Genomic DNA, 19,508 nt, shown 5'->3' on the forward strand with positions numbered 1-19,508 from the left:
CGTTAGGTGAGCTATCATCTGAACACGTAGTGTTCAATATATTTGTAAATATTATTACTTTAATGTGGATTTATTTCATTTGTAAGATTTAATATGTAATCGGTAGATGTATTATAAAAGTCTGCAAGTTTTATTAGAAAATTTAATGGTATAGTTTGAAAACCTCGTTCGTAACGAGAGTATACAGTTTGTTGTATTCCTAATATTTCAGCAATATCTGTTTGTTTTAATCCTGCTTTTATACGCAGGGACCTTAATCTTTTTAAATACATTTTACCACTTCCTTAATAATTTAAAAATAACAAAATTATAATATACGTTTATTAATTTTATAATTTTTTCTTTTCTTTATCATTATTAAAATAGGACGATGGAAGGTTAAGATTAAGTAAATCACCAGGTTTAACCTCCAAAATATCGGCAATATTGAAGAATACTTCTAAAGAAAATGAGGAAGATATATTAGGAGCTTCAATAGAGCTAAGATGTGAGCGGCTAATATGAGCTTTCTCAGCAAGTTCATATTGAGTATAGCCTTTAGCTTTTCTTAAAGCTGAAATCATCAATCCTAACTCAACAAATCGGTCTCTGTTTTCAAAACCTACTTCTTTTTTCATAGTATACACTCCTAAAAAAACAAATTATAATATAGATAAGATATTGAACACTGCGTGTTCAGATAATAGCTCACCTAACGCGGCGGCTATGCCGCCCTACCGATGTTCACTGAATGGTATAATTATATCATAGAAATATTAAAAACCATATTTATTTAGCAGATAAAGTTTAAGAAGTATCTTCTGTTACACGATAATTTCTAAAATAAAAGTATTATAAAACTAATAATTTTTTTATATGGGGTCATATACAAAGTAAATTATATAATGAACACTACGTGTTCAGATGATAGCTCACCTAACGTGCTTGCTATCGCAAGCCTACCGATGTTCACCGAAAAACCGACTTTTATAGTGCATTAAATTAATAGGAACTCGGAATATCTTTATTCACGGTAGTTCACAAAGTCAACGGGAAAGTAGTAAGGCTTTTTTCATCATGAAGTCATAGCTTCATGGTGAAATGAGCGGGGGCGAGCGCCCGTTGGAGCCGTTAGGCGACCTAAGCGAGCAAGCACTTTTTCTTTGGTGAAGCGTTTCTTTTTCTTGCGAGAAAAAGAAATGGTTCAAACACCTATTATAAGTAAAATAATAAATATTATATGGGGTCATATACAAAGTATATAAATAGTTTTTTTAGTTAAGTAAAATAATAAAAAATTATATAGTGTCATATGTAAGAAAATTTAATAATTTTAATAAGAAAATTGTATATTGAACACTGCGTGTTCAGATGATAGCTCACCTAACGCGGCGCATAAATGCGCCCTTCCGAAGTTCACTGAATCCCCAGCATTTTTGTGAATTAATTAAATAGAAACTCGAAAAAATTTTTTTCACGGTAGCACACAAAGTCAACAGGAAAGAAATAGTAAATATAAAAAATGACATTGACATATAAAGAAAAAACAACATATAATAAGAACAGATAAAAGATAACCATCTAACGGTTGTCACACAAGTTAACTATATTATTTATATAACTGTCCTGTGCGGGAGACAGTTATATTGCCTTTATGGCTATTATTTTTTAAACTATATTAATTTTATATTATTCAAAGAAATGAAAAAGAGCGGTGAAAAAATCACCGCTCTTTTTCTATATATGATTATTCAGCGTAATCTTCTTTTGACTTTCTTAAATATGTCTCATATCTCTCTGTTAAGTCTTTTTCAGCTTTGTCAAATAATCCTTCAGCCTCGTCCGGGAATGCCTTCAGCAATTGCAAGTATCTGTTCTCACCCTTCATGAAGTCTTTGATTCCGCCCTGCGGAGCCTTTGAATCAAGTGTGAACGGATTTGTGCCTTCCGGCGCCTGAGGATTGTATCTCCATAAGTGCCAGTATCCGCACTCTACAGCCTTCTTCTCCTCAGCGATTGAGTTGCCCATTCCGCCTCTTGCCTTAATACCATGGTTGATACATGGTGCGTAAGCAATGATAAGTGATGGTCCCGGATATGCTTCAGCTTCTTTGATTGCTGTCAATGCCTGCTGCATGTTTGAACCCAAAGCTATCTGAGCAACATATACATAACCGTAAGTTGTAGCTATCATTCCAAGGTCTTTCTTCTTAACTCTCTTGCCGGCAGCTGCAAACTTAGCAATAGCAGCGGTAGGTGTAGCCTTTGAAGCCTGACCTCCTGTGTTTGAGTAAACCTCTGTGTCAACAACAAAGATATTAATATCTTCGTTTGAAGCGATTACGTGATCAAGTCCGCCGTAACCAATATCGTAAGCCCAGCCGTCTCCGCCGAATACCCACTGTGAACGCTTAACTAAGTAGTCAGTTCTGTCAGCGATTTCTTTGATAGCAGGATTTGACATGTCAGCGTCTTTGATAAGAGCCTTAATATCTTCTGCTGCAGCCTTTGATGCGTCAGCGTCATCTTTTCCGGCAATCCAAGCCTTGAATGCGTCAGCAAGTTTAGCGTCAACGTCATCCATAACTGAATTCATGCGGCTTACCAATGTCTCTCTGACCTTCTTGTTAGCAACAACCATACCAAGACCAAATTCAGCATTGTCCTCGAACAGTGAGTTTGCCCAAGCCGGACCTCTGCCGCATTCGTCTTTGCAGTAAGGCATTGAAGGAGCAGAACCGCCCCAAATAGAAGTACATCCTGTTGCGTTCGCAATCATCATTCTGTCACCAAACAACTGAGTGATGAGCTTGATATATGGTGTTTCACCACAGCCTGCACATGCGCCTGAGAACTCAAGGTATGGCATAGCGAACTGTGAGTTTTTAATACTCTTCTTTGTATCAACAAGGTTAGCCTTGTTCGGAACAGTCATAGCGTATTCCCAATTTCCTTCTTCTGTATCGGCAACTTCGTCGATAGGCTTCATTGTGATTGCCTGTACCTTTTCAGGACAAACGTTTGCACAAACTCCGCAGCCCAGACAGTCAAGAGGAGCAACCTGCATTCTGTACTGGAGACCTTTAAGTTCCGGTCCCATAGCCGGCTTTGTAGCAAAGCTCTCAGGTGCGTTTGCAGCTTCTTCATCTGTCAAAAGGATAGGACGAATTGCAGCATGAGGACATGAAGCAGAACACTGGTTACACTGGATACATTTTGAAACGTCCCACTCAGGAACTAAAACGGCAACTCCGCGCTTCTCATAGCGTGATGTACCGGTTTCAAAAGTACCGTCTTCGATACCAACAAATGTGCTGACAGGAAGCTTGTTTCCGCGCTGTGCGTTAACAGGCTCAACAACCTTTGTAATAAACTCAGGCTTGCCGCAGTCGCATACAGGCTCGTCAACAGCGTCTTTCCAAGAAGCAGGAACGTCAACTTTGTGAAGAGCGTCGATAGCTCCGTCAACAGCGTCACAGTTCATCTTAACGATTTCGTCGCCCTTCTTGCCGTATGTCTTCTTGATAGCTGCTTTAATATATCCAACAGCTTCATCAAACGGAATAACGTCAGCCAGCTTAAAGAAAGCGCCCTGAGTTACCATGTTGATTCTTGTAGGTCCGAGACCAACCTTTACAGCTACGTCAACAGCGTTGATTGTGTAGAAGTTAATATTGTTCTCAGCAATGTATCTCTTGATACTAGCCGGGAGTTTTTCGTCCAGCTCTTCGTCAGACCATACGCAGTTAAGCAGGAATGTTCCGCCCTTCTTTAGTCCTTCGAGAAGGTCATACTGGTGTATATAAGCCGGCTTATGACATGCGATATAGTCAGCTTCATCAAGTAGATATGTAGATTTAATAGGGGTTTTACCAAATCTCAAGTGAGACATGGTTACACCGCCTGATTTCTTTGAGTCATAATCAAAATATGCCTGAGCATAAAGGTCAGTGTTATCACCGATAATCTTGATTGCGTCCTTATTAGCTCCAACAGTACCATCGCTTCCGAATCCCCAGAACTTACAGCGTGTTGTGCCTTCAGGCGAGCAGTTAACTGTCTCGGTGAGCGGCAGTGAAAGATTTGTAACGTCGTCAACAATACCGATTGTGAAGTTTGTTTTTGGTTCGTCTTCGTCGAGATTCTTGAATACAGCAACGATTTGAGTTGGAGTTGTATCCTTTGAACCAAGACCGAAACGTCCGCCTACAATCTTAGGAGCGTCAGCGCAGTCCTTATAAAGATTGCAGATATCGAGGTAAAGAGGTTCGCCCAATGAACCGGGCTCTTTTGTTCTGTCAAGAACAGCTATCTTTTTAACTGTCTTAGGCATAACATTGAAGAAATATTTAGCAGAGAAAGGTCTGTACAAATGAACTTCCAAAACTCCGACTTTCTCGCCCTTTGACCTTAAGTAGTCAACAGTTTCCTCAGCGGCGCCGCAGACACTTCCCATAGCAACGATAACCTTTGTTGCCTCAGGGTCTCCATAGTAATTGAAAGGTTTGTAATCTCTGCCTGTAATTTTAGAGATTTCAACCATGTATTCGTTTACGATATCAGGGATAGCGTCGTAATATTTATTAGCAGCTTCTCTTCCCTGGAAGTAGATATCGCCGTTCTGAGCTGTACCTCTGAGAACAGGGTGCTCAGGGTTAAGAGCGTTATCCTTAAACGCTTTAACAGCGTCCCAGTCAACCAACTTTTTGAGGTCTTCGTATTCCATAACCTCGATTTTCTGAATTTCATGAGAAGTTCTGAAACCATCAAAGAAATGAAGGAAAGGAACTCTTCCTTTTATTGAAGCCAGGTGAGCAACACCGCCCAAATCCATAACTTCCTGAACGCTTCCAGAAGCGAGCATTGCGAAACCTGTCTGGCGGCAAGCCATAACGTCCTGATGGTCGCCGAAAATGTTAAGAGCATGAGCCGCTAGAGCTCTGGCGCTTACATGGAAAACTGTCGGCAGTAATTCACCAGCAATCTTATACATGTTAGGAATCATAAGGAGCAAGCCCTGTGAAGCCGTGAATGTACTTGTGAGAGCACCTGCCTGCAAAGCGCCGTGAACAGCACCTGCCGCACCTGCCTCAGACTGCATTTCTACCATTTCCACTGTTTCGCCAAAAATATTCTTTTGGCCCTTTGCACTCCATTCATCAACGTACTCAGCCATTGGTGAAGAAGGAGTGATAGGATAGATTGCTGCAACTTCCGTAAACGCGTATGCAACGTGTGCGGCAGCGCAGTTACCATCCATAGTCTTAAACTTAGCCATTTTGTTTTTCCTCCTTGGATATAACTAAAAATTAATTTTTTTCAAAGTTAAACGGCTATGTTAACAGCGTTTTTACGCGCTTTTTCCACAACCTAGTAAAAGTATAGCATACTATTCTATTAAATTCAAATGTTTTTCTGAAAAAAATATAAAAAAGTTTAAATTTCTTTTATTATTTTTAATAAATCTGTAGTTAGGATAAAATTACCATATAGTCGAATATTTTACATAAGAAAGTATTTACTAATTTGTTATGATATGGTATAATTCGGTAGGTTGTATAAGATTTGTATTTTGTTTTTAGAAAGAACTTGTATATAAATATATGAAGAAAAGGAGGTAAACATTATGAAGTGGAAAGAGCTTACTAAATACCTCAGTTTATTTGTGTTTGCAGTGGCGGTTATCGCGGTTTACAAAACATTTGATAATTTCGGAAGAATATTAGACTTCTTTCATGAGGTAATAACGCTTTTATATCCGTTTATTATTGGGTTTGTTATAGCTTATGTTCTGCTTGTGCCCTGCCGGTTTATTGAAAATCTGCTGGCAAAGCGCTCCACGCCGTTTTTGGTTAAACATCGCAGAGCGATTGCTGTTTCTACTATATATATAGTGTTTGTGGCAGTAATTGTACTTTCGCTTGTTGCGATTATACCTGCTGTAGTCAGCAACCTTATGGATTTTTATAATAACCTGCCGTCGCTGATTGGCGATTTTGTTAACTGGTTTAATTCTCTGAATTTGGGAGTTACCATTGGAGACGGCACAATACAGCAAATATTTGACAATGAGTTTTTCTCATTTCAGAAGATGCTGTCATACCTGAATTTTGATAATGTGAACAAATACGCTCAGGGCGTTATAAACGCCGGTTCAGGACTGTTTAAGGTGTTTATGGGAATAATTATATCAGTTTATATATTAATTGACAGAACTAATCTTAAACAGAGCATGTTTAGATTCGGTAAATTGCTTTTTAGAGAGAAGACTAGAAATTTCTTGGTTAAATATCTCAGCAGAATTAATGAGTTTGCGAATAAGTATATTTATTGTATGCTTGTGGATGCGATAATCATATTTATTGCTTCATTTATTATTCTATCTGTTGAAGGAGTTAAGTACGCGCCGCTTTTGGCTCTTATGCTTGGCGCGTTTAATCTGATACCGTATTTCGGGGCTATTACGGCAACAGTCCTGACAGGTGTTATAACAGTGTTTACAGGGTCTTTAACACTGGCTATCGTAGCTGTTGTTTCGATGATAATTCTGCAGCAGCTTGATTCTAACCTGATACAGCCAAAGCTTTTGTCAGGTTCACTGCAGATAAAACCGTTCTGGGTAATATTCGGTATCCTTTTGGGCGGCGGGCTGTTCGGTGTAGTTGGAATTTTCCTGGCGGTACCTATCACTGCTCTTTGCAGAAGTATATTGATTGATATAATGGATTATCAGGATACAAAAGAAATGACCCAGGCGGTTAGCTCTGTGGATGAAAAAGTTTTTGACAGACCGTCTAAGACGTCTCCAAAGGACGCAGAAAAGTAAAACGGTAATAAATATGGAAGGCTGTGAAATACATGACCGGCAAAATCGTAAAGTTTTCATTCTTTAGGGTGCGGTATCTCGTGTGTTTTGCGGTCTTCTTTTTGTTTGCGCTTGTTCTTTCAATAACGGGAGGTTTTGATGAGATAAATGGAGGGAGAACCGCTGTAATAATTTCTGTTTTAGTTTTATTATCCGCAGCTGTTTTGTTTATAGTTATATCGGTTTTCGACCGCAGTCTTAGGATGAAGCCGGATTTATTAAACAGACTGATTGCAGCCGTATGTATTCTATCGGCAATAGGCGTAGGGATAGGTTATCCTGCAGCATATAAAATGGCTTTATATAATAAGCTGAATGATTTTGACCATGTGTACTCGCAGGTGTATGCCAAAGTAATATCTGAGCCTGCTTTAAGCTCCAGCGGCAAGAGTGTTGGTATGACTGTCAGAGTGGAATACATATCAGGAGACGGCAAGACGCTTGAGAATCCTAAAAGTAAGTTTAAAGTATATCTGCCCAGCGGCAGCAATGTCAGGTATGGAATGGGAATAAGCTTTAAAGCTGAACTCGGCAGACCTGAGGAAAAGTTGGGTGATTTTTATTATCGCAGGCAATTGCTTAGTCAGGGTTGTTATATGTCCGTATATGCCAACAGTTTCAGTGAATACCGGCCGAAAGAAACTATGTGGGACAAATTCTGCGGTGTTGGTATAATGATTCGCGGAAAAGTATCAGAATATGCTGATTATATATTAGCGGGCAGTGAAGAAAGCGGATTGCTTAAAGGAATATTAATTGGCGACAAAAATGACTTTTCTGAAAACTTATACTCAGATATGTCAAAGTCCGGATTTATGCATATAGCCGCTGTGTCAGGACTTCATGTTTCATTTTTGTGCGCTCTTTTAGGAGTGCTCCTTTCGGCTTTCAGCAAGAAAATAAGAATAGCGGTTACAGTTCCGGTGCTTATATTATTTGCTTCGGTGGCCGCATTTACTCCATCTGTAAACCGTGCTGTTATTATGATGTCCATATTTTTGTTTTCGTACCTGCTTATGAAAGACCCGGACCCTGTGACGTCTTTATTTACCGCGGCACTGGTATTAGTTGCGGTCAATCCATATGTTGTGTTTAACCTAAGTTTTATTTTGTCATTCAGCGCTACTCTGTCATTGTTGATTTTTGCAAGACCTTTGACCGCTATTTCGAAAGCCGGAGCGGAAAAAGCGTCAGAAAAGATTTTTGAATTGACTTTGTTTAAGAGGTTTGTTAAAAACACCAAAGTTTTAAAGAATAATATAGTAAAGAGTATATCCTGGCTGCTTGACGCGTTTTTGGTTCCGCTGGCTTGTCAGATAGGAGTTATGCCTATTTTGGCGTATTATTTCGAAAGAATTTCAATTGGCTCAATTGTTGGAAATATAATAGTGATACCGTCAACCATGATAGTATTTGTGGTTGGGTTTATTAACTTTTTAATTTACTGTATTTATCCTCCGCTCAGCGGGTTATTGTCCCTTATTATAATAAGGCCGTTTTTAAGATTAATAAGAGGAACTGCGGGTCAGTTATCAGGTCTTAGTTATGTACCGGGACTAAAGATGTCTTTATTTAGCATAATAGTATATTATATACTTGCCGCCGCATTTTACTATTTTTTGACCTTTGTTTTAAAAAAGATAAAGAGTGCTACGAAAAACGCCGAAAAACTGTAGTTTTATAAGATAAAAAATTTTTTGACTTTTTTGCAAAAAACTATTGACAAATAAAAAAATCGTGCTATAATATAAAACAAAGGTCAAAGAAAGTCAAAGTCAAATTATTATGCTGGAAAGTTGATAAGGGAAGTGGTTAAGAAATGAAGCTCAGTAATATAATAGAGGATTTTATTAACGAAATGCTTAGAGAAGCGAATGGAGGAGAGATAGAGCTGAAACGTAACGCGCTTGCAGAAAAATTCAGCTGTGTGCCGTCACAAATCAATTATGTCATTACAACGAGGTTTTCGCCTGAGAGAGGGTATTTGGTTGAAAGCAGAAGAGGCGGCGGCGGATATATTAGAATTACTCCCGTTGCCTGCGGAGACAAAAGTGCTAAATTGATGCATGTGATAAATTCTATAGGAGACAGGATAACATATGCTGACGCATATGCAATGGTAAAAAATTGTTTTGACTATGACTTAATAGACGGAAGAGAGGCAAAGATAATTATAAGCGCACTGAATGAAAAGTCTTTGCCGCTTAAACAGCCGGTTCAGGATGAAATCAGAGCAAGGATTCTTAAAAATATGCTGATTAGCGCCGCCTGAATCAGAAAAAGAAAGGAATGATATTTATGAAATGCCAAATTTGCGGAAAAAATGAGGCCGTTCAGGATATATACTGTAATATAAACGGAAAGAAAAGCAGGCTTAAAGTATGCCGCGACTGTTCAAAGCAGATTGCGGACAGTATTATTCCGGGACATGGTTCACTTTATGACAGCGTAGGATTAGGAAATTTGACTTCTGCTCTTTATAGTTTGACAGGAGGACATATGCCCGGGGCTGCTGAACCTGAAATATTGCAGGCGGTGAATAAATGCCCGGTATGCGGTATGACTTATGAGATGTTTGCTTCAAACGGAAAGCTTGGATGCGGAGAATGTTATAAAACGTTTCATGACAGGCTGTTGCGTCCGCTAAAACAGATTCACGGAACTTATGAACATGTTGGAAAGATACCGGAAAGGGCCGGAGGTTCTTTGAAAACATCCAAAAAGCTTGAAAAGCTGAAAAGCCAGCTTGATTCAGCGGTTTTGAGACAGGAGTTTGAAAGAGCCGCTGAACTGCGTGATGAAATAAGAAAGCTGAAAGGGGATGAATAAGTAATGTGGTATAACGAATTTGGAAAAGACGGAGATGTTGTACTGTCGTCAAGAGTAAGGCTGGCGCGCAATTTGGACGGAGTTCCGTTCCCTCTTGCCGCCAATGAAAAACAGCAGGAGGAAGTTCTTGATAAATGCAGGGGTGCGCTTCTTGACAAAGGCGATAATACGCTTGAAGAGCTTGATTTAAAGTTTATTGACCTTTCTAAAATGGAGGATTATGAAAAACAAGCCATAGCGGAATGCCACCTTATAAGTCCCCAGATGATAAATAATGATAAGAGGCGTGGTTTGATACTTAGCGGTGACAGCCGGGTGAGTATAATGATAAATGAGGAAGACCACCTGAGAATCCAGTGTATGGAGCCGGGATTTGAGATTGATAAATGTTTTGACACTGCCAATAAAATTGACGATCATATTGAAGAAAGCCTTGACTATGCGTTTGATAAGGATTTTGGATATCTGACCTGCTGTCCTACGAATGCCGGAACAGGCTTGAGAGCGTCAGTTATGGTGCATCTGCCGGGATATGTGCTTACAGGTAAGTTTAACGAGCTTGCAGCGTCGCTTTCACAGCTGGGGCTAACCGTCCGCGGTATATTCGGCGAAGGCTCAAAAGGTTTAGGGAATATATTCCAAATATCCAATCAGCTTACTTTGGGAGTTTTAGAGGAGGATATAACCGAAAGATTAAACCAAATTGTTTCTGAAGTAGTTTCAAATGAGCGTGAGCTTAGACGGCTTTTGTATAAAAATGACAAATATAAACTAGAAGATAGAATAATGCGTTCATATGGAATACTTAAAAACGCTGTTATAATGAGTTCGGATGAGGCTATGAAACGTTTATCAGACATTCGCTTGGGAGTTTCTCTGGAAATTATAAAGGATATAAAATATGAGACATTAAATGAAATTACCTATTCGATACTTCCGGCAAATATAATAAAGAACTATAACACTGCAAATGAATTCTCCCGCGACCTTAAACGCGGTGAGATAATTAAAGAAAGGATGTGTTAATTATGTTTGAGAACAGATTTACAGAAAGCGCGCAGAACGCTATAAATTTGGCGGCTGAGAGCGCAATGGAACTGGGACACAACTATGTTGGGACAGAACATATGCTTTTAGGGCTTATAAAAGAAGGCGACGGTGTTGCCGCAAAGATTTTAGAGTCCAATGATATAAATGAAGAAAATGTTACCGAAGCTATACGCGAGATGCTCGGAACAGGCGAGCCTGTTAAGGAAATGCCGAACAGCTTTACTCCAAGAACAAAATATGTTGTTCAGCGCAGTGCAGTGGAAGCCAGAAGACTGGGACATAATTATGTCGGAACAGAACATCTTCTCATAGCATTGCTTAGGGAAACCAGCAGTATTGCGGCAAAGATACTGATTTCGCTCGGAGCAAACCCTCAGAAACTATATTCGGATGTTTTAAATATGCTAAGCGACGATGACGGCGAGGCAATTGGAAACGGTTCGCAGTACGGAGGTTATGGGCAGTATGGAACCGGAGATAATTCGGAAAAACAGTCAGGCCGCAGTCAGAAGAGCGACTGTCCTACTTTGATGAAGTTTGGGAGAGACTTGACGCAGATGGCGCGTGAAGGAAAGCTTGACCCGATAATTGGTAGAGATAAAGCTATTGAGCGTGTTATACAGATACTGAGCAGGCGTTCAAAGAATAATCCTTGTTTAATTGGTGAGCCGGGAGTAGGAAAAACTGCGGTTGCTGAGGGGCTTGCTCAAAAAATAGCAAATGGCGAAGTTCCTGAGATATTAAAAGATAAAAGAGTAATAACTCTTGAAATGTCGTCAATGCTTGCCGGAGCAAAGTACCGAGGTGAGTTTGAGGAAAGGCTCAAGAAGGCAATGGATGAGATACGCAAGTCCGGAAAGATAATTTTATTCATTGACGAGCTTCATACGATAATTGGAGCGGGTGCGGCAGAGGGAGCTATAGATGCCGCAAATATTCTAAAGCCGGCGCTTTCAAGAGGAGAAATACAAATTGTTGGAGCCACGACACTTGGAGAATACAGAAAATATATTGAGAAAGACGCGGCGCTTGAGAGACGTTTTCAGCCAATAACTCTTGACGAGCCTACACCTGAAGAGACCCTCGAGATTTTGAAAGGAATCAGAGATAAGTATGAGGCGCATCACAGAGTAAAGATATCTGACAAAGCACTCGAAGCGGCTGTAAATCTTTCGATTAGATATATTTCAGACAGATTTCTTCCTGATAAGGCTATTGACCTCATTGATGAGGCAGCGTCCAGGCTTAAACTGAAAAATATGACAGCGCCGCCTGACGTGCGTGAGATCGAGGAGAAAATAGAAGCGGTGAAAGCTGAGAAAGAAGCCGCTATAACTACCCAGGAATACGAAAGGGCAGCGAAACTCAGGGATGATGAAAAATCTTTGCGTGAAAAGCTGCGTGAGACTAAAGAAAACTGGTCAAAGGATAATGTGAACTCAGATTCAGAAGTTACTGAAAATGAGATAGCAGAGATTATTTCACTCTGGACAGGTATCCCGGTAAAAACACTTGAGGAAAGCGAAAGCGAGAGACTTCTCCGGTTGGAGGAAATACTGCACAGCAGAGTTGTCGGTCAGGACGAGGCGGTTAAAGCTGTGGCAAAAGCTATAAGAAGAGGGCGTGTGGGTCTTAAAGACCCGAAGAGGCCGATTGGTTCATTTATATTCTTAGGGCCGACCGGTGTTGGTAAAACGGAACTCTCAAAAGCGCTTGCTGAGGCCATGTTCGGAGATGAGGATTCAATTATAAGAGTTGATATGTCCGAGTATATGGAAAAGCACTCTGTTTCCAAAATGGTGGGTTCGCCTCCGGGATACGTTGGATTTGACGAGGGAGGACAGCTTACCGATAAGGTGAGAACAAAGCCATATTCAGTAATATTGTTTGATGAAATAGAAAAAGCTCATCCGGATGTATTCAATATTCTGCTCCAAATTTTGGAAGACGGTATACTGACGGACAGCCAGGGAAGAAGGGTGGATTTTAGAAATACCATTATCATAATGACTTCAAACCTCGGAGCCCGCTTAATAACCGGCGGAGGAACAAAACAGCTGGGATTTTCTGCTATGGACGACGATGCCGAGAGCGAGAGGGATTACGCACAAATTAAAGAAGATGTGCTCGGAGAACTAAAGCAAGCATTTAAGCCTGAATTTTTAAATAGGGTAGACGAGATTATTGTTTTCCATAAGCTTACTAAGTCTAATATTAAAGAAATTGCAGTTAAAATGCTGGAATCTTTAGGCAACAGGCTAAGGGATAATGGAATAACGGCAGAGTTTACTGAAAGCGCTGTTGAAAAGATTTCTGAAAACGGATTTGACGATAATTATGGAGCAAGACCTTTAAGACGCGCTATCCAGTCTGATATAGAAGATATGGTTGCGGAAAGTATGCTTGAAGGAAAGATTAAACCCGGAGACGCAGTAACGATAGACTATAAAGATGATAAATTTGACTGCGGAAAAAAGGTTGAGGTATAAACTAATTTAACAACTACACAAATTTATTTGTATTTACACTCCTTGAATTAAAAACCGGCGGGCAATTTTGTCCGCCGATTTTTATTTTAGTTAAAAGTAAAAAAATAACTATACCATAATAATATTTTAAATTAAAAAGTTATGTGCATAAAGACGCAATTAAAAAACATTTTTAAAAATTGATATTGATATTTTGAACAGTATATTTTATATGGCTACTATATGTTTAAAACTTATAAAAGTTTTTATAGCATACCATTTTAAAAACAGTGTTTGAAAGATAACATATAATTTTAAGCTATCTTTGTTCAACTCTGCGTCATAAAGAAGTAATATAGATTGAATAGTCAGAAATTAATTGAGGTAGAAGATAGGTATAATTATACAATTATATAAAAACAGATTTATAAAACAAAAAATAATAAGTCGGCAAAATCAACAAAATGAACAAAGAATATTAATTAAAAAAATAAAAAGAAATAATAAAATGAAGTAAGCAATGAACATCGGAAGGTGAGCGAAGCGAACATGTGAGGTGAATCCACATCGCACGCTTGCGTGCACAACCCAAAAACAAATTTATAAAACATAAAAACCCAAATAAAAAATAAAAGTCAATGAACAACGGCAGGTGAGCGGAGCGAACGCGTGAGGTGAATCCACATCGCACGCTTGCGTGCACAACCCAAAAACAAATTTATAAAACATAAAAACCCAAATAAAAAATAAAAATCAATGAACAACGGTAGGTGAGCGAAGCGAACACGTGAGGTGAATCCACATCGCACGCTTGCGTGCACAACCCAAAAACAAATTTATAAAACATAAAAACTCAAATAAAAAATAAAAATCAATGAACAACGGTAGGTGAGCGAAGCGAACGCGTGAGGTGAATCCCACCACACGCTTGCGTGCACAACCCAAAAACAAATTTATAAAACATAAAAACCCAAATAAAAAATAAAAGTCAATGAACAACGGCAGGTGAGCGGAGCGAACGCGTGAGGTGAATCCACATCGCACGCTTGCGTGCACAACCCAAAAACAAATTTATAAAACATAAAAACCCAAATAAAAAATAAAAGTCAATGAACAACGGCAGGTAAGCGGAGCGAACGCGTGAGGTGAATCCACATCGCACGCTTGCGTGCAGAACCAAAAAACAAATTTATAAAACATAAAAACTCAAATAAAAAATAAAAATCAATGAACAACGGCAGGTGAGCGGAGCGAACGCTTGAGATGAATCCCACCGCACGCTTGCGTTCAGAACCAAAAAACAACCTTATAAATTCCAGTTTATAATTATTTTATAAAATTTTAATAAAAATCCAGGAACAAAATAGTATTAAACTGAGTCATATTAAAAAGTGTTAAGAACTTAAAGGCAAAATATAAAGTCCAGATAAAATATAAAACATAATTAATAATAAAAATATACAATTTGACGGACCATAAATTACCTTTGTTTCTTTTACATAACATTTGCCGATTTTTCTTGACTTGTGACGGCATATGTGGTAAAACATAATAGAATTTTATTTTATAATGGAGGAAAAAACATGAGACATTTAAAAGACATAGCGTTAGCAGTGGCTTTATGCATGATTATATCAATTGTGCCAATAGTATCTTTTGCGGACGTTATAGACGGTACAAATTCTGATATCGTTACGGCAGCGGATACAACAGACCCGGAGGCAACAGCAACAGCAGAACCTTCAGCAACTCCTGATTCAGCAGAGCCAACAAGTTCGCCTGAAGCTTCTGAGGCTCCTGATTCATCAGAAAGCCCGGTTCCTACCGCTACTGCTACAGCTTCGAATTCAAGCTCAACTCCGGCGCCGACTTCAACGGCTAAGCCGAATGGAAAGTATAGCATAAACGTTAATAAGACAGAAAAGTCAACAATAGTTCCATCACCTTCAGCAGCGGCTTCCGGCTCAAAAGTAATAATTAAAGGAAACGCTGACAGAGGATATAAATATACAGACGCTTATTATGTAGATTCTAAAGAGAATAAGACTTCTTTAATAAGTAATGACAGCAACTCATTCTCTAAGACGATTACTATGCCGGCATCTGATATTACGGTTTATTCAACAGTAGAGGAAATGTCAGCGAGCGAGCTTTACGAGGACGCAGTTGATCAGTATGACACTGTTACTGCCGACATAAATAGTTATACTAAGACATATATTAATAATTCTTCTGATTATAATTCCAGTGATATATCAGATATGAAAAAACTTATTACATCAGCTAAGGCATATTTGTCCGATTTAAAATCAAACTATAATGCGCTTAAAGAAGAAATTGATGACAAAAATCCCACAAAGAGCACTATGAGTGATGTTATTTATTCACAGGAAGACCTTGATGATGTCTCAGCTGAGCTTAAAGAATTATCTGATTCTATGGGCGGTGAGGATGTCGACTATTTTGACATGACAGTTACTGTTGGAAAAGGCGGAAAGCTCACTATATCAGGACTTGTTTCAGGAACAGTAAATGGTTTTAGCTCAAAGACTACAGATACATTTGACGAAATATATAACGACGGCTCAAGTTCTATTACATTTAAGATAAATACTCAGAATGGATATTCACTTTCTAGTTTTAAAATAAATGGAAAAACAGTAACAGTTTCAGGAAACACCGTTACAATTAAGCAGTCAGCTCTATCAAATTATATTTCAGGCGGTACAATGTCCGTTGTAGCTAATTTTGGATATTCAAACGGCAGCGGAAGCGGCAGTGGCGGAACAGGCGGAAATACTTATAACCCTGTTATAAAAGATCCCGCTACACCTACCCCGGCTCCAGGAAATAATTCTGTGTTTACCGACTTAGGTTCAGTAAGCTGGGCAGAACAGTCAATCATGGCTCTTTATAATATGGGTATTGTAAACGGAATGGGCGATGGATTGTTTGAACCAAGTGCGCCTGTTACCCGTGAACAGTTTGCAAAGATGATTGTTGGTGTTATGGGATACCAGGTTGATCAGAACGCAACCACAGAATTCAGCGACGCTAACGGAGACTGGTATACACCTTATATTGCGGCGGCTGTTGAACATGGAATAATTACAGGCCGTGATGACGGCACATTTGGCGTTGGACAGAATATTACGCGTGAAGATATTGCCGTTATAATATTCAGAACTCAAGGTTCACCTGCAGCTGAGATGCACGAGTTCCCGGATTCAGACCAAATAAGCGACTATGCTGAAGGCGCTGTGTCTTATATGTACAGCACAGGTATAGCCAGGGGTGATGATAATGGATACTTCAATCCGAAGAATTCGGCTACAAGGGCTGAAGCATCAAAGATGCTCTTTGGACTGTATGGAATAATCAATTCCAAATAAATTTTTTAAAAAGCATGGCGCCGCCTTATTTTTAGGCGGCGCTATTTTATGTTTTATATATTTATAATTACTATAATATAAATAATAAAAATATATACATAATTGCCAAAATGGTCGTTTTTTAATTAGTATTTTTTCTTGTTTATTGAAATTCAGGAACTTTTATGCTATACTAAAAGTCTAATGAGAAATGGATTTACTGAGTATAATTAAATGATAATGTTAACAAGCCGTTAAAGTTATAGATTATATTTATTTTTTATTGCGGTTTCAATTAACATTTTGAATGTGGGTCAAAGACATATATTTGTATTCAGGAGTACGATTGTTTGGTTGAAAATTTGTTATAAAGGAATGTGAATTTGTTTTGAAAAGATTTTGCTTAAATTTGTTTCTTCTCATTGGAATATTAATAATTTGCGGTACATATACCATATCCGTATACGCATATGTTGATGACAGCCAGCTTGAGCTTGCAACAGATGCTTTTGGCGAAGTGGGTGCAACAATTGAATATAAGTATCCGGAGGACACTTTAACTGTTGAAAAAGACGGTCAGGTTGCTGTTATGAAGTTAAGGAGCCGTCTTATATATAGAGACGGTGAATATTTTCCGCTTGAACGAGAGGTTGTTGTTTATAACGACAGGGCTTATGTTTCACCGGATGCCGTTGAAAAAGCATTTGGTCTTCAGCCGGAAAGAACAATTGATCCTTCAAAACCTATGGTGTGTTTAACTTTTGATGACGGACCTTATTCTCCGGTAACCGATTCTATATTGGATATTTTGGAGACATATAATTCAAAGGCTACGTTTTTTGTGGTAGGAAATATGATATGGCAGTACCCTCAGACCTTGAAAAGAGCTCAGGAGCTTGGTATGGGTCTGGGAAACCATACATATTATCATCCTCATCTTCCAAAATGTTCGTGGGATCAGGTGGTTAATGAAATAAATATGACTAATCTCGATGCTAAAATTGTTTTAGGAGACGATTTGAAAATGGTTCGCCCTCCTCATGGTGAAACAAATGATATGGTGAGGTCGGCCATAGGTCAGCCGATAATAAAATGGTCTTTGGACACTTTGGATTGGTCAAACCTGAATTCAGGGACAATTTATTGGACGGTTATGAATAATGTTACCGACGGTGACATAATATTGATGCATGACCTGCTTGACTGCACAAAAGAAGCTGTTTCGTGGATGGTTCCTGATTTGTTGGAAAGAGGATATCAGATTGTTACTGTTGAAGAAATGATAAGGGCTAAAGGATGGACTTTGGACCCTGGTGTTGAATATTATTCAGTTAAACCTTAGTTTATAAAAAATATAAAAATACATATAGGAAGAATATTATGAATAATGAAGATTACGTAAGTCAAAATGATAAAATTTATGGACGAAACCCGGTTATTGAAGCTCTTGAATCCGGTCGTGCAATAGACAGGCTGTATATACAGGAAAAGTTAAACCATCCCGTAATTGGAAAAATCAGAAATATAGCGAAAGAGCAAGGTGTCCGCTATCAGTTTACCGCTAAGCAAAAGCTGGATAAAATGACTGACGGCGCTAATCACCAAGGGGTGGTGGCAGTGACTGCTTTTCACGATTATGTGAGCGTTGAAGAAATTCTTAAACGTGCGGAAGAACGTGGAGAATCCCCTTTTATAGTTATATGCGAGGGGCTGAGCGACCCTCATAATTTGGGCAGCATAATAAGAACTGCTAACGCTGCAGGCGCCCACGGAGTTATAATACCCAAGAACAGAAGCGTTGCTCTTAACTCAACTGTGGCGAAAGTGAGCGCAGGAGCAGTAGAATATACTTATGTGGCAAAAGTGTCAAATATTTCTCAGACATTGGATAAGCTGAAAAAGAAAGGCTTGTGGATTGTTGGGACTGACCTTTCTGCGGCTCAGAATCATTATGAATGCGACCTTAAAGGCCCGCTTGGAATAGTCATAGGCAGCGAGGGAAGCGGTATGAGCAGAATAGTAAGAGAGTCGTGCGATTTTTTGGTTAAGATTCCTATGATAGGAGAGATTGAATCGTTAAACGCGTCTGTGGCTGCCGGAATTTTAATGTATGAAGCATTAAGACAGCGCAGAAATTAGTAGATTTGTTTTGAGGAGAAATATTTATGAGAATACTTGCCATAGGAGATATAGTTGGAAAACCCGGAAGAGAGTATGTTTATCAGAATTTGGGAAGAATCCGAAGCAAATATAATATAGATTTTGTTATTGCAAACGGAGAGAATTCAGCTGCAACAAACGGTATAACGCCTATTATAGCTGATGAGCTGGTTAATGCCGGGGCCGATGTGATAACCATGGGGAATCACACCTTCGGTACTAAATCAGCAGCACAGGCGCTTGAAGAAAATCCCAGGCTGATTCGTCCTCTGAACTATCCGCCGGAATTTGAAGGGAGCGGATATATAATACAGGATTTGGGGTACGCAAAAGTTGCGGTTATCAATCTTATCGGCAGAGTAAATATGTCTCCTGCAAACTGTCCTTTCAGAGCTGTAGAGAATCTCTTAAAGCGGATTGAAAGTGATATTATAGTTGTTGATATGCATGCAGAGACAACAAGTGAGCGTTTGGCTATGGGCAATTTTTTGGACGGTAAAGTTCAAGTTGTTTTTGGCACTCATACACATGTTCAGACGGCAGATGAACATATTTTGCCCGGCGGGACCGGATATATTTCAGATTTAGGGATGACCGGTATAATGGACTCTATTTTAGGGGTTAAGAAAGAAATTATTTTAAATTATTACTATAATGCAGGAAAGCATTATCGTTTTGAAAAAGAAGAAAACGGAGACGTATGGTTTAATGGTTGTGTTTTTGAGATAGATAATAAGACAAAAAGTGTCGTAGATATTGAAAGACTTAGGTTCAGCAGAATTTGAG

13 protein-coding genes are annotated in these 19,508 nt (G+C 39.0%); 10 read left to right on the forward strand and 3 right to left on the reverse strand.

What is annotated here, in order from left to right:
• Positions 1–59: 59 nt before the first annotated feature.
• The 3 genes from B9O19_RS06705 to nifJ form a co-directional block, all read right to left on the reverse strand.
• Positions 60–272 (reverse strand): helix-turn-helix domain-containing protein, encoded by a 213-nt coding sequence (locus B9O19_RS06705; protein ID WP_102365692.1) that lies wholly within the window; start codon positions 270–272, stop codon positions 60–62.
• Between the two features lie 57 nt (positions 273–329).
• The gene (locus B9O19_RS06710; RefSeq protein WP_102365693.1) at positions 330–617 is read right to left on the reverse strand and encodes a helix-turn-helix domain-containing protein; all 288 of its coding nucleotides are present in this window, start codon (positions 615–617) and stop codon (positions 330–332) included.
• Positions 618–1,726: 1,109 nt separating this feature from the next.
• Positions 1,727–5,257 carry a pyruvate:ferredoxin (flavodoxin) oxidoreductase gene (gene nifJ, locus B9O19_RS06715; protein ID WP_102365694.1) on the reverse strand — a complete coding sequence of 1,177 codons (3,531 nt, stop codon included), beginning with the start codon at positions 5,255–5,257 and terminating at the stop codon, positions 1,727–1,729.
• A gap of 348 nt (positions 5,258–5,605) precedes the next feature.
• Between nifJ and B9O19_RS06720 the strand changes: the two genes are divergently transcribed.
• The 10 genes from B9O19_RS06720 to B9O19_RS06765 all read left to right on the forward strand — a co-directional run bounded on the left by B9O19_RS06720 (position 5,606) and on the right by B9O19_RS06765 (position 19,507).
• Positions 5,606–6,805 carry an AI-2E family transporter gene (locus B9O19_RS06720; RefSeq protein ID WP_102365695.1) on the forward strand — a complete coding sequence of 400 codons (1,200 nt, stop codon included), beginning with the start codon at positions 5,606–5,608 and terminating at the stop codon, positions 6,803–6,805.
• A gap of 32 nt (positions 6,806–6,837) precedes the next feature.
• A complete protein-coding gene (locus B9O19_RS06725) occupies positions 6,838–8,520 on the forward strand; it encodes a ComEC/Rec2 family competence protein (protein ID WP_102365696.1) in 1,683 nt (560 codons plus the stop codon).
• A gap of 143 nt (positions 8,521–8,663) precedes the next feature.
• Entirely contained in the window at positions 8,664–9,116 is a 453-nt protein-coding gene (locus B9O19_RS06730) for a CtsR family transcriptional regulator (RefSeq protein ID WP_102365697.1), read from the forward strand.
• Positions 9,117–9,142: 26 nt separating this feature from the next.
• Entirely contained in the window at positions 9,143–9,673 is a 531-nt protein-coding gene (locus B9O19_RS06735; protein WP_158648930.1) for a UvrB/UvrC motif-containing protein, read from the forward strand.
• Between the two features lie 3 nt (positions 9,674–9,676).
• Complete coding sequence (locus tag B9O19_RS06740; protein WP_102365699.1) at positions 9,677–10,699, forward strand: protein arginine kinase; 1,023 nt, start codon at positions 9,677–9,679, stop codon at positions 10,697–10,699.
• A 2-nt stretch (positions 10,700–10,701) separates the two neighbouring features.
• On the forward strand, positions 10,702–13,212 hold the full coding sequence (locus B9O19_RS06745) for an ATP-dependent Clp protease ATP-binding subunit (RefSeq protein WP_102365700.1): 2,511 nt from the start codon (positions 10,702–10,704) through the stop codon (positions 13,210–13,212).
• Between the two features lie 1,562 nt (positions 13,213–14,774).
• Complete coding sequence (locus tag B9O19_RS06750; protein ID WP_102365701.1) at positions 14,775–16,583, forward strand: S-layer homology domain-containing protein; 1,809 nt, start codon at positions 14,775–14,777, stop codon at positions 16,581–16,583.
• A gap of 367 nt (positions 16,584–16,950) precedes the next feature.
• On the forward strand, positions 16,951–17,904 hold the full coding sequence (locus tag B9O19_RS06755) for a polysaccharide deacetylase family protein (protein WP_102365702.1): 954 nt from the start codon (positions 16,951–16,953) through the stop codon (positions 17,902–17,904).
• A gap of 38 nt (positions 17,905–17,942) precedes the next feature.
• Positions 17,943–18,701 (forward strand): 23S rRNA (guanosine(2251)-2'-O)-methyltransferase RlmB, encoded by a 759-nt coding sequence (rlmB, locus tag B9O19_RS06760; protein WP_102365703.1) that lies wholly within the window; start codon positions 17,943–17,945, stop codon positions 18,699–18,701.
• Positions 18,702–18,727: 26 nt separating this feature from the next.
• Entirely contained in the window at positions 18,728–19,507 is a 780-nt protein-coding gene (locus B9O19_RS06765; RefSeq protein WP_102365704.1) for a TIGR00282 family metallophosphoesterase, read from the forward strand.
• Position 19,508: the final 1 nt, after the last annotated feature.

The sequence above is a fragment of the Monoglobus pectinilyticus genome (assembly GCF_002874775.1).
Lineage (GTDB): Bacteria > Bacillota > Clostridia > Monoglobales > Monoglobaceae > Monoglobus > Monoglobus pectinilyticus.

Coding starts and splice junctions, on each gene's coding strand:
- B9O19_RS06705 (WP_102365692.1), bottom strand. CDS start 272: ATGTATTTAAAAAGATTAAGGTCCCTGCGTATAAAAGCAGGATTAAAA.
- B9O19_RS06710 (WP_102365693.1), bottom strand. CDS start 617: ATGAAAAAAGAAGTAGGTTTTGAAAACAGAGACCGATTTGTTGAGTTA.
- nifJ (WP_102365694.1), bottom strand. CDS start 5,257: ATGGCTAAGTTTAAGACTATGGATGGTAACTGCGCTGCCGCACACGTT.
- B9O19_RS06720 (WP_102365695.1), top strand. CDS start 5,606: ATGAAGTGGAAAGAGCTTACTAAATACCTCAGTTTATTTGTGTTTGCA.
- B9O19_RS06725 (WP_102365696.1), top strand. CDS start 6,838: ATGACCGGCAAAATCGTAAAGTTTTCATTCTTTAGGGTGCGGTATCTC.
- B9O19_RS06730 (WP_102365697.1), top strand. CDS start 8,664: ATGAAGCTCAGTAATATAATAGAGGATTTTATTAACGAAATGCTTAGA.
- B9O19_RS06735 (WP_158648930.1), top strand. CDS start 9,143: ATGAAATGCCAAATTTGCGGAAAAAATGAGGCCGTTCAGGATATATAC.
- B9O19_RS06740 (WP_102365699.1), top strand. CDS start 9,677: ATGTGGTATAACGAATTTGGAAAAGACGGAGATGTTGTACTGTCGTCA.
- B9O19_RS06745 (WP_102365700.1), top strand. CDS start 10,702: ATGTTTGAGAACAGATTTACAGAAAGCGCGCAGAACGCTATAAATTTG.
- B9O19_RS06750 (WP_102365701.1), top strand. CDS start 14,775: ATGAGACATTTAAAAGACATAGCGTTAGCAGTGGCTTTATGCATGATT.
- rlmB (WP_102365703.1), top strand. CDS start 17,943: ATGAATAATGAAGATTACGTAAGTCAAAATGATAAAATTTATGGACGA.
- B9O19_RS06765 (WP_102365704.1), top strand. CDS start 18,728: ATGAGAATACTTGCCATAGGAGATATAGTTGGAAAACCCGGAAGAGAG.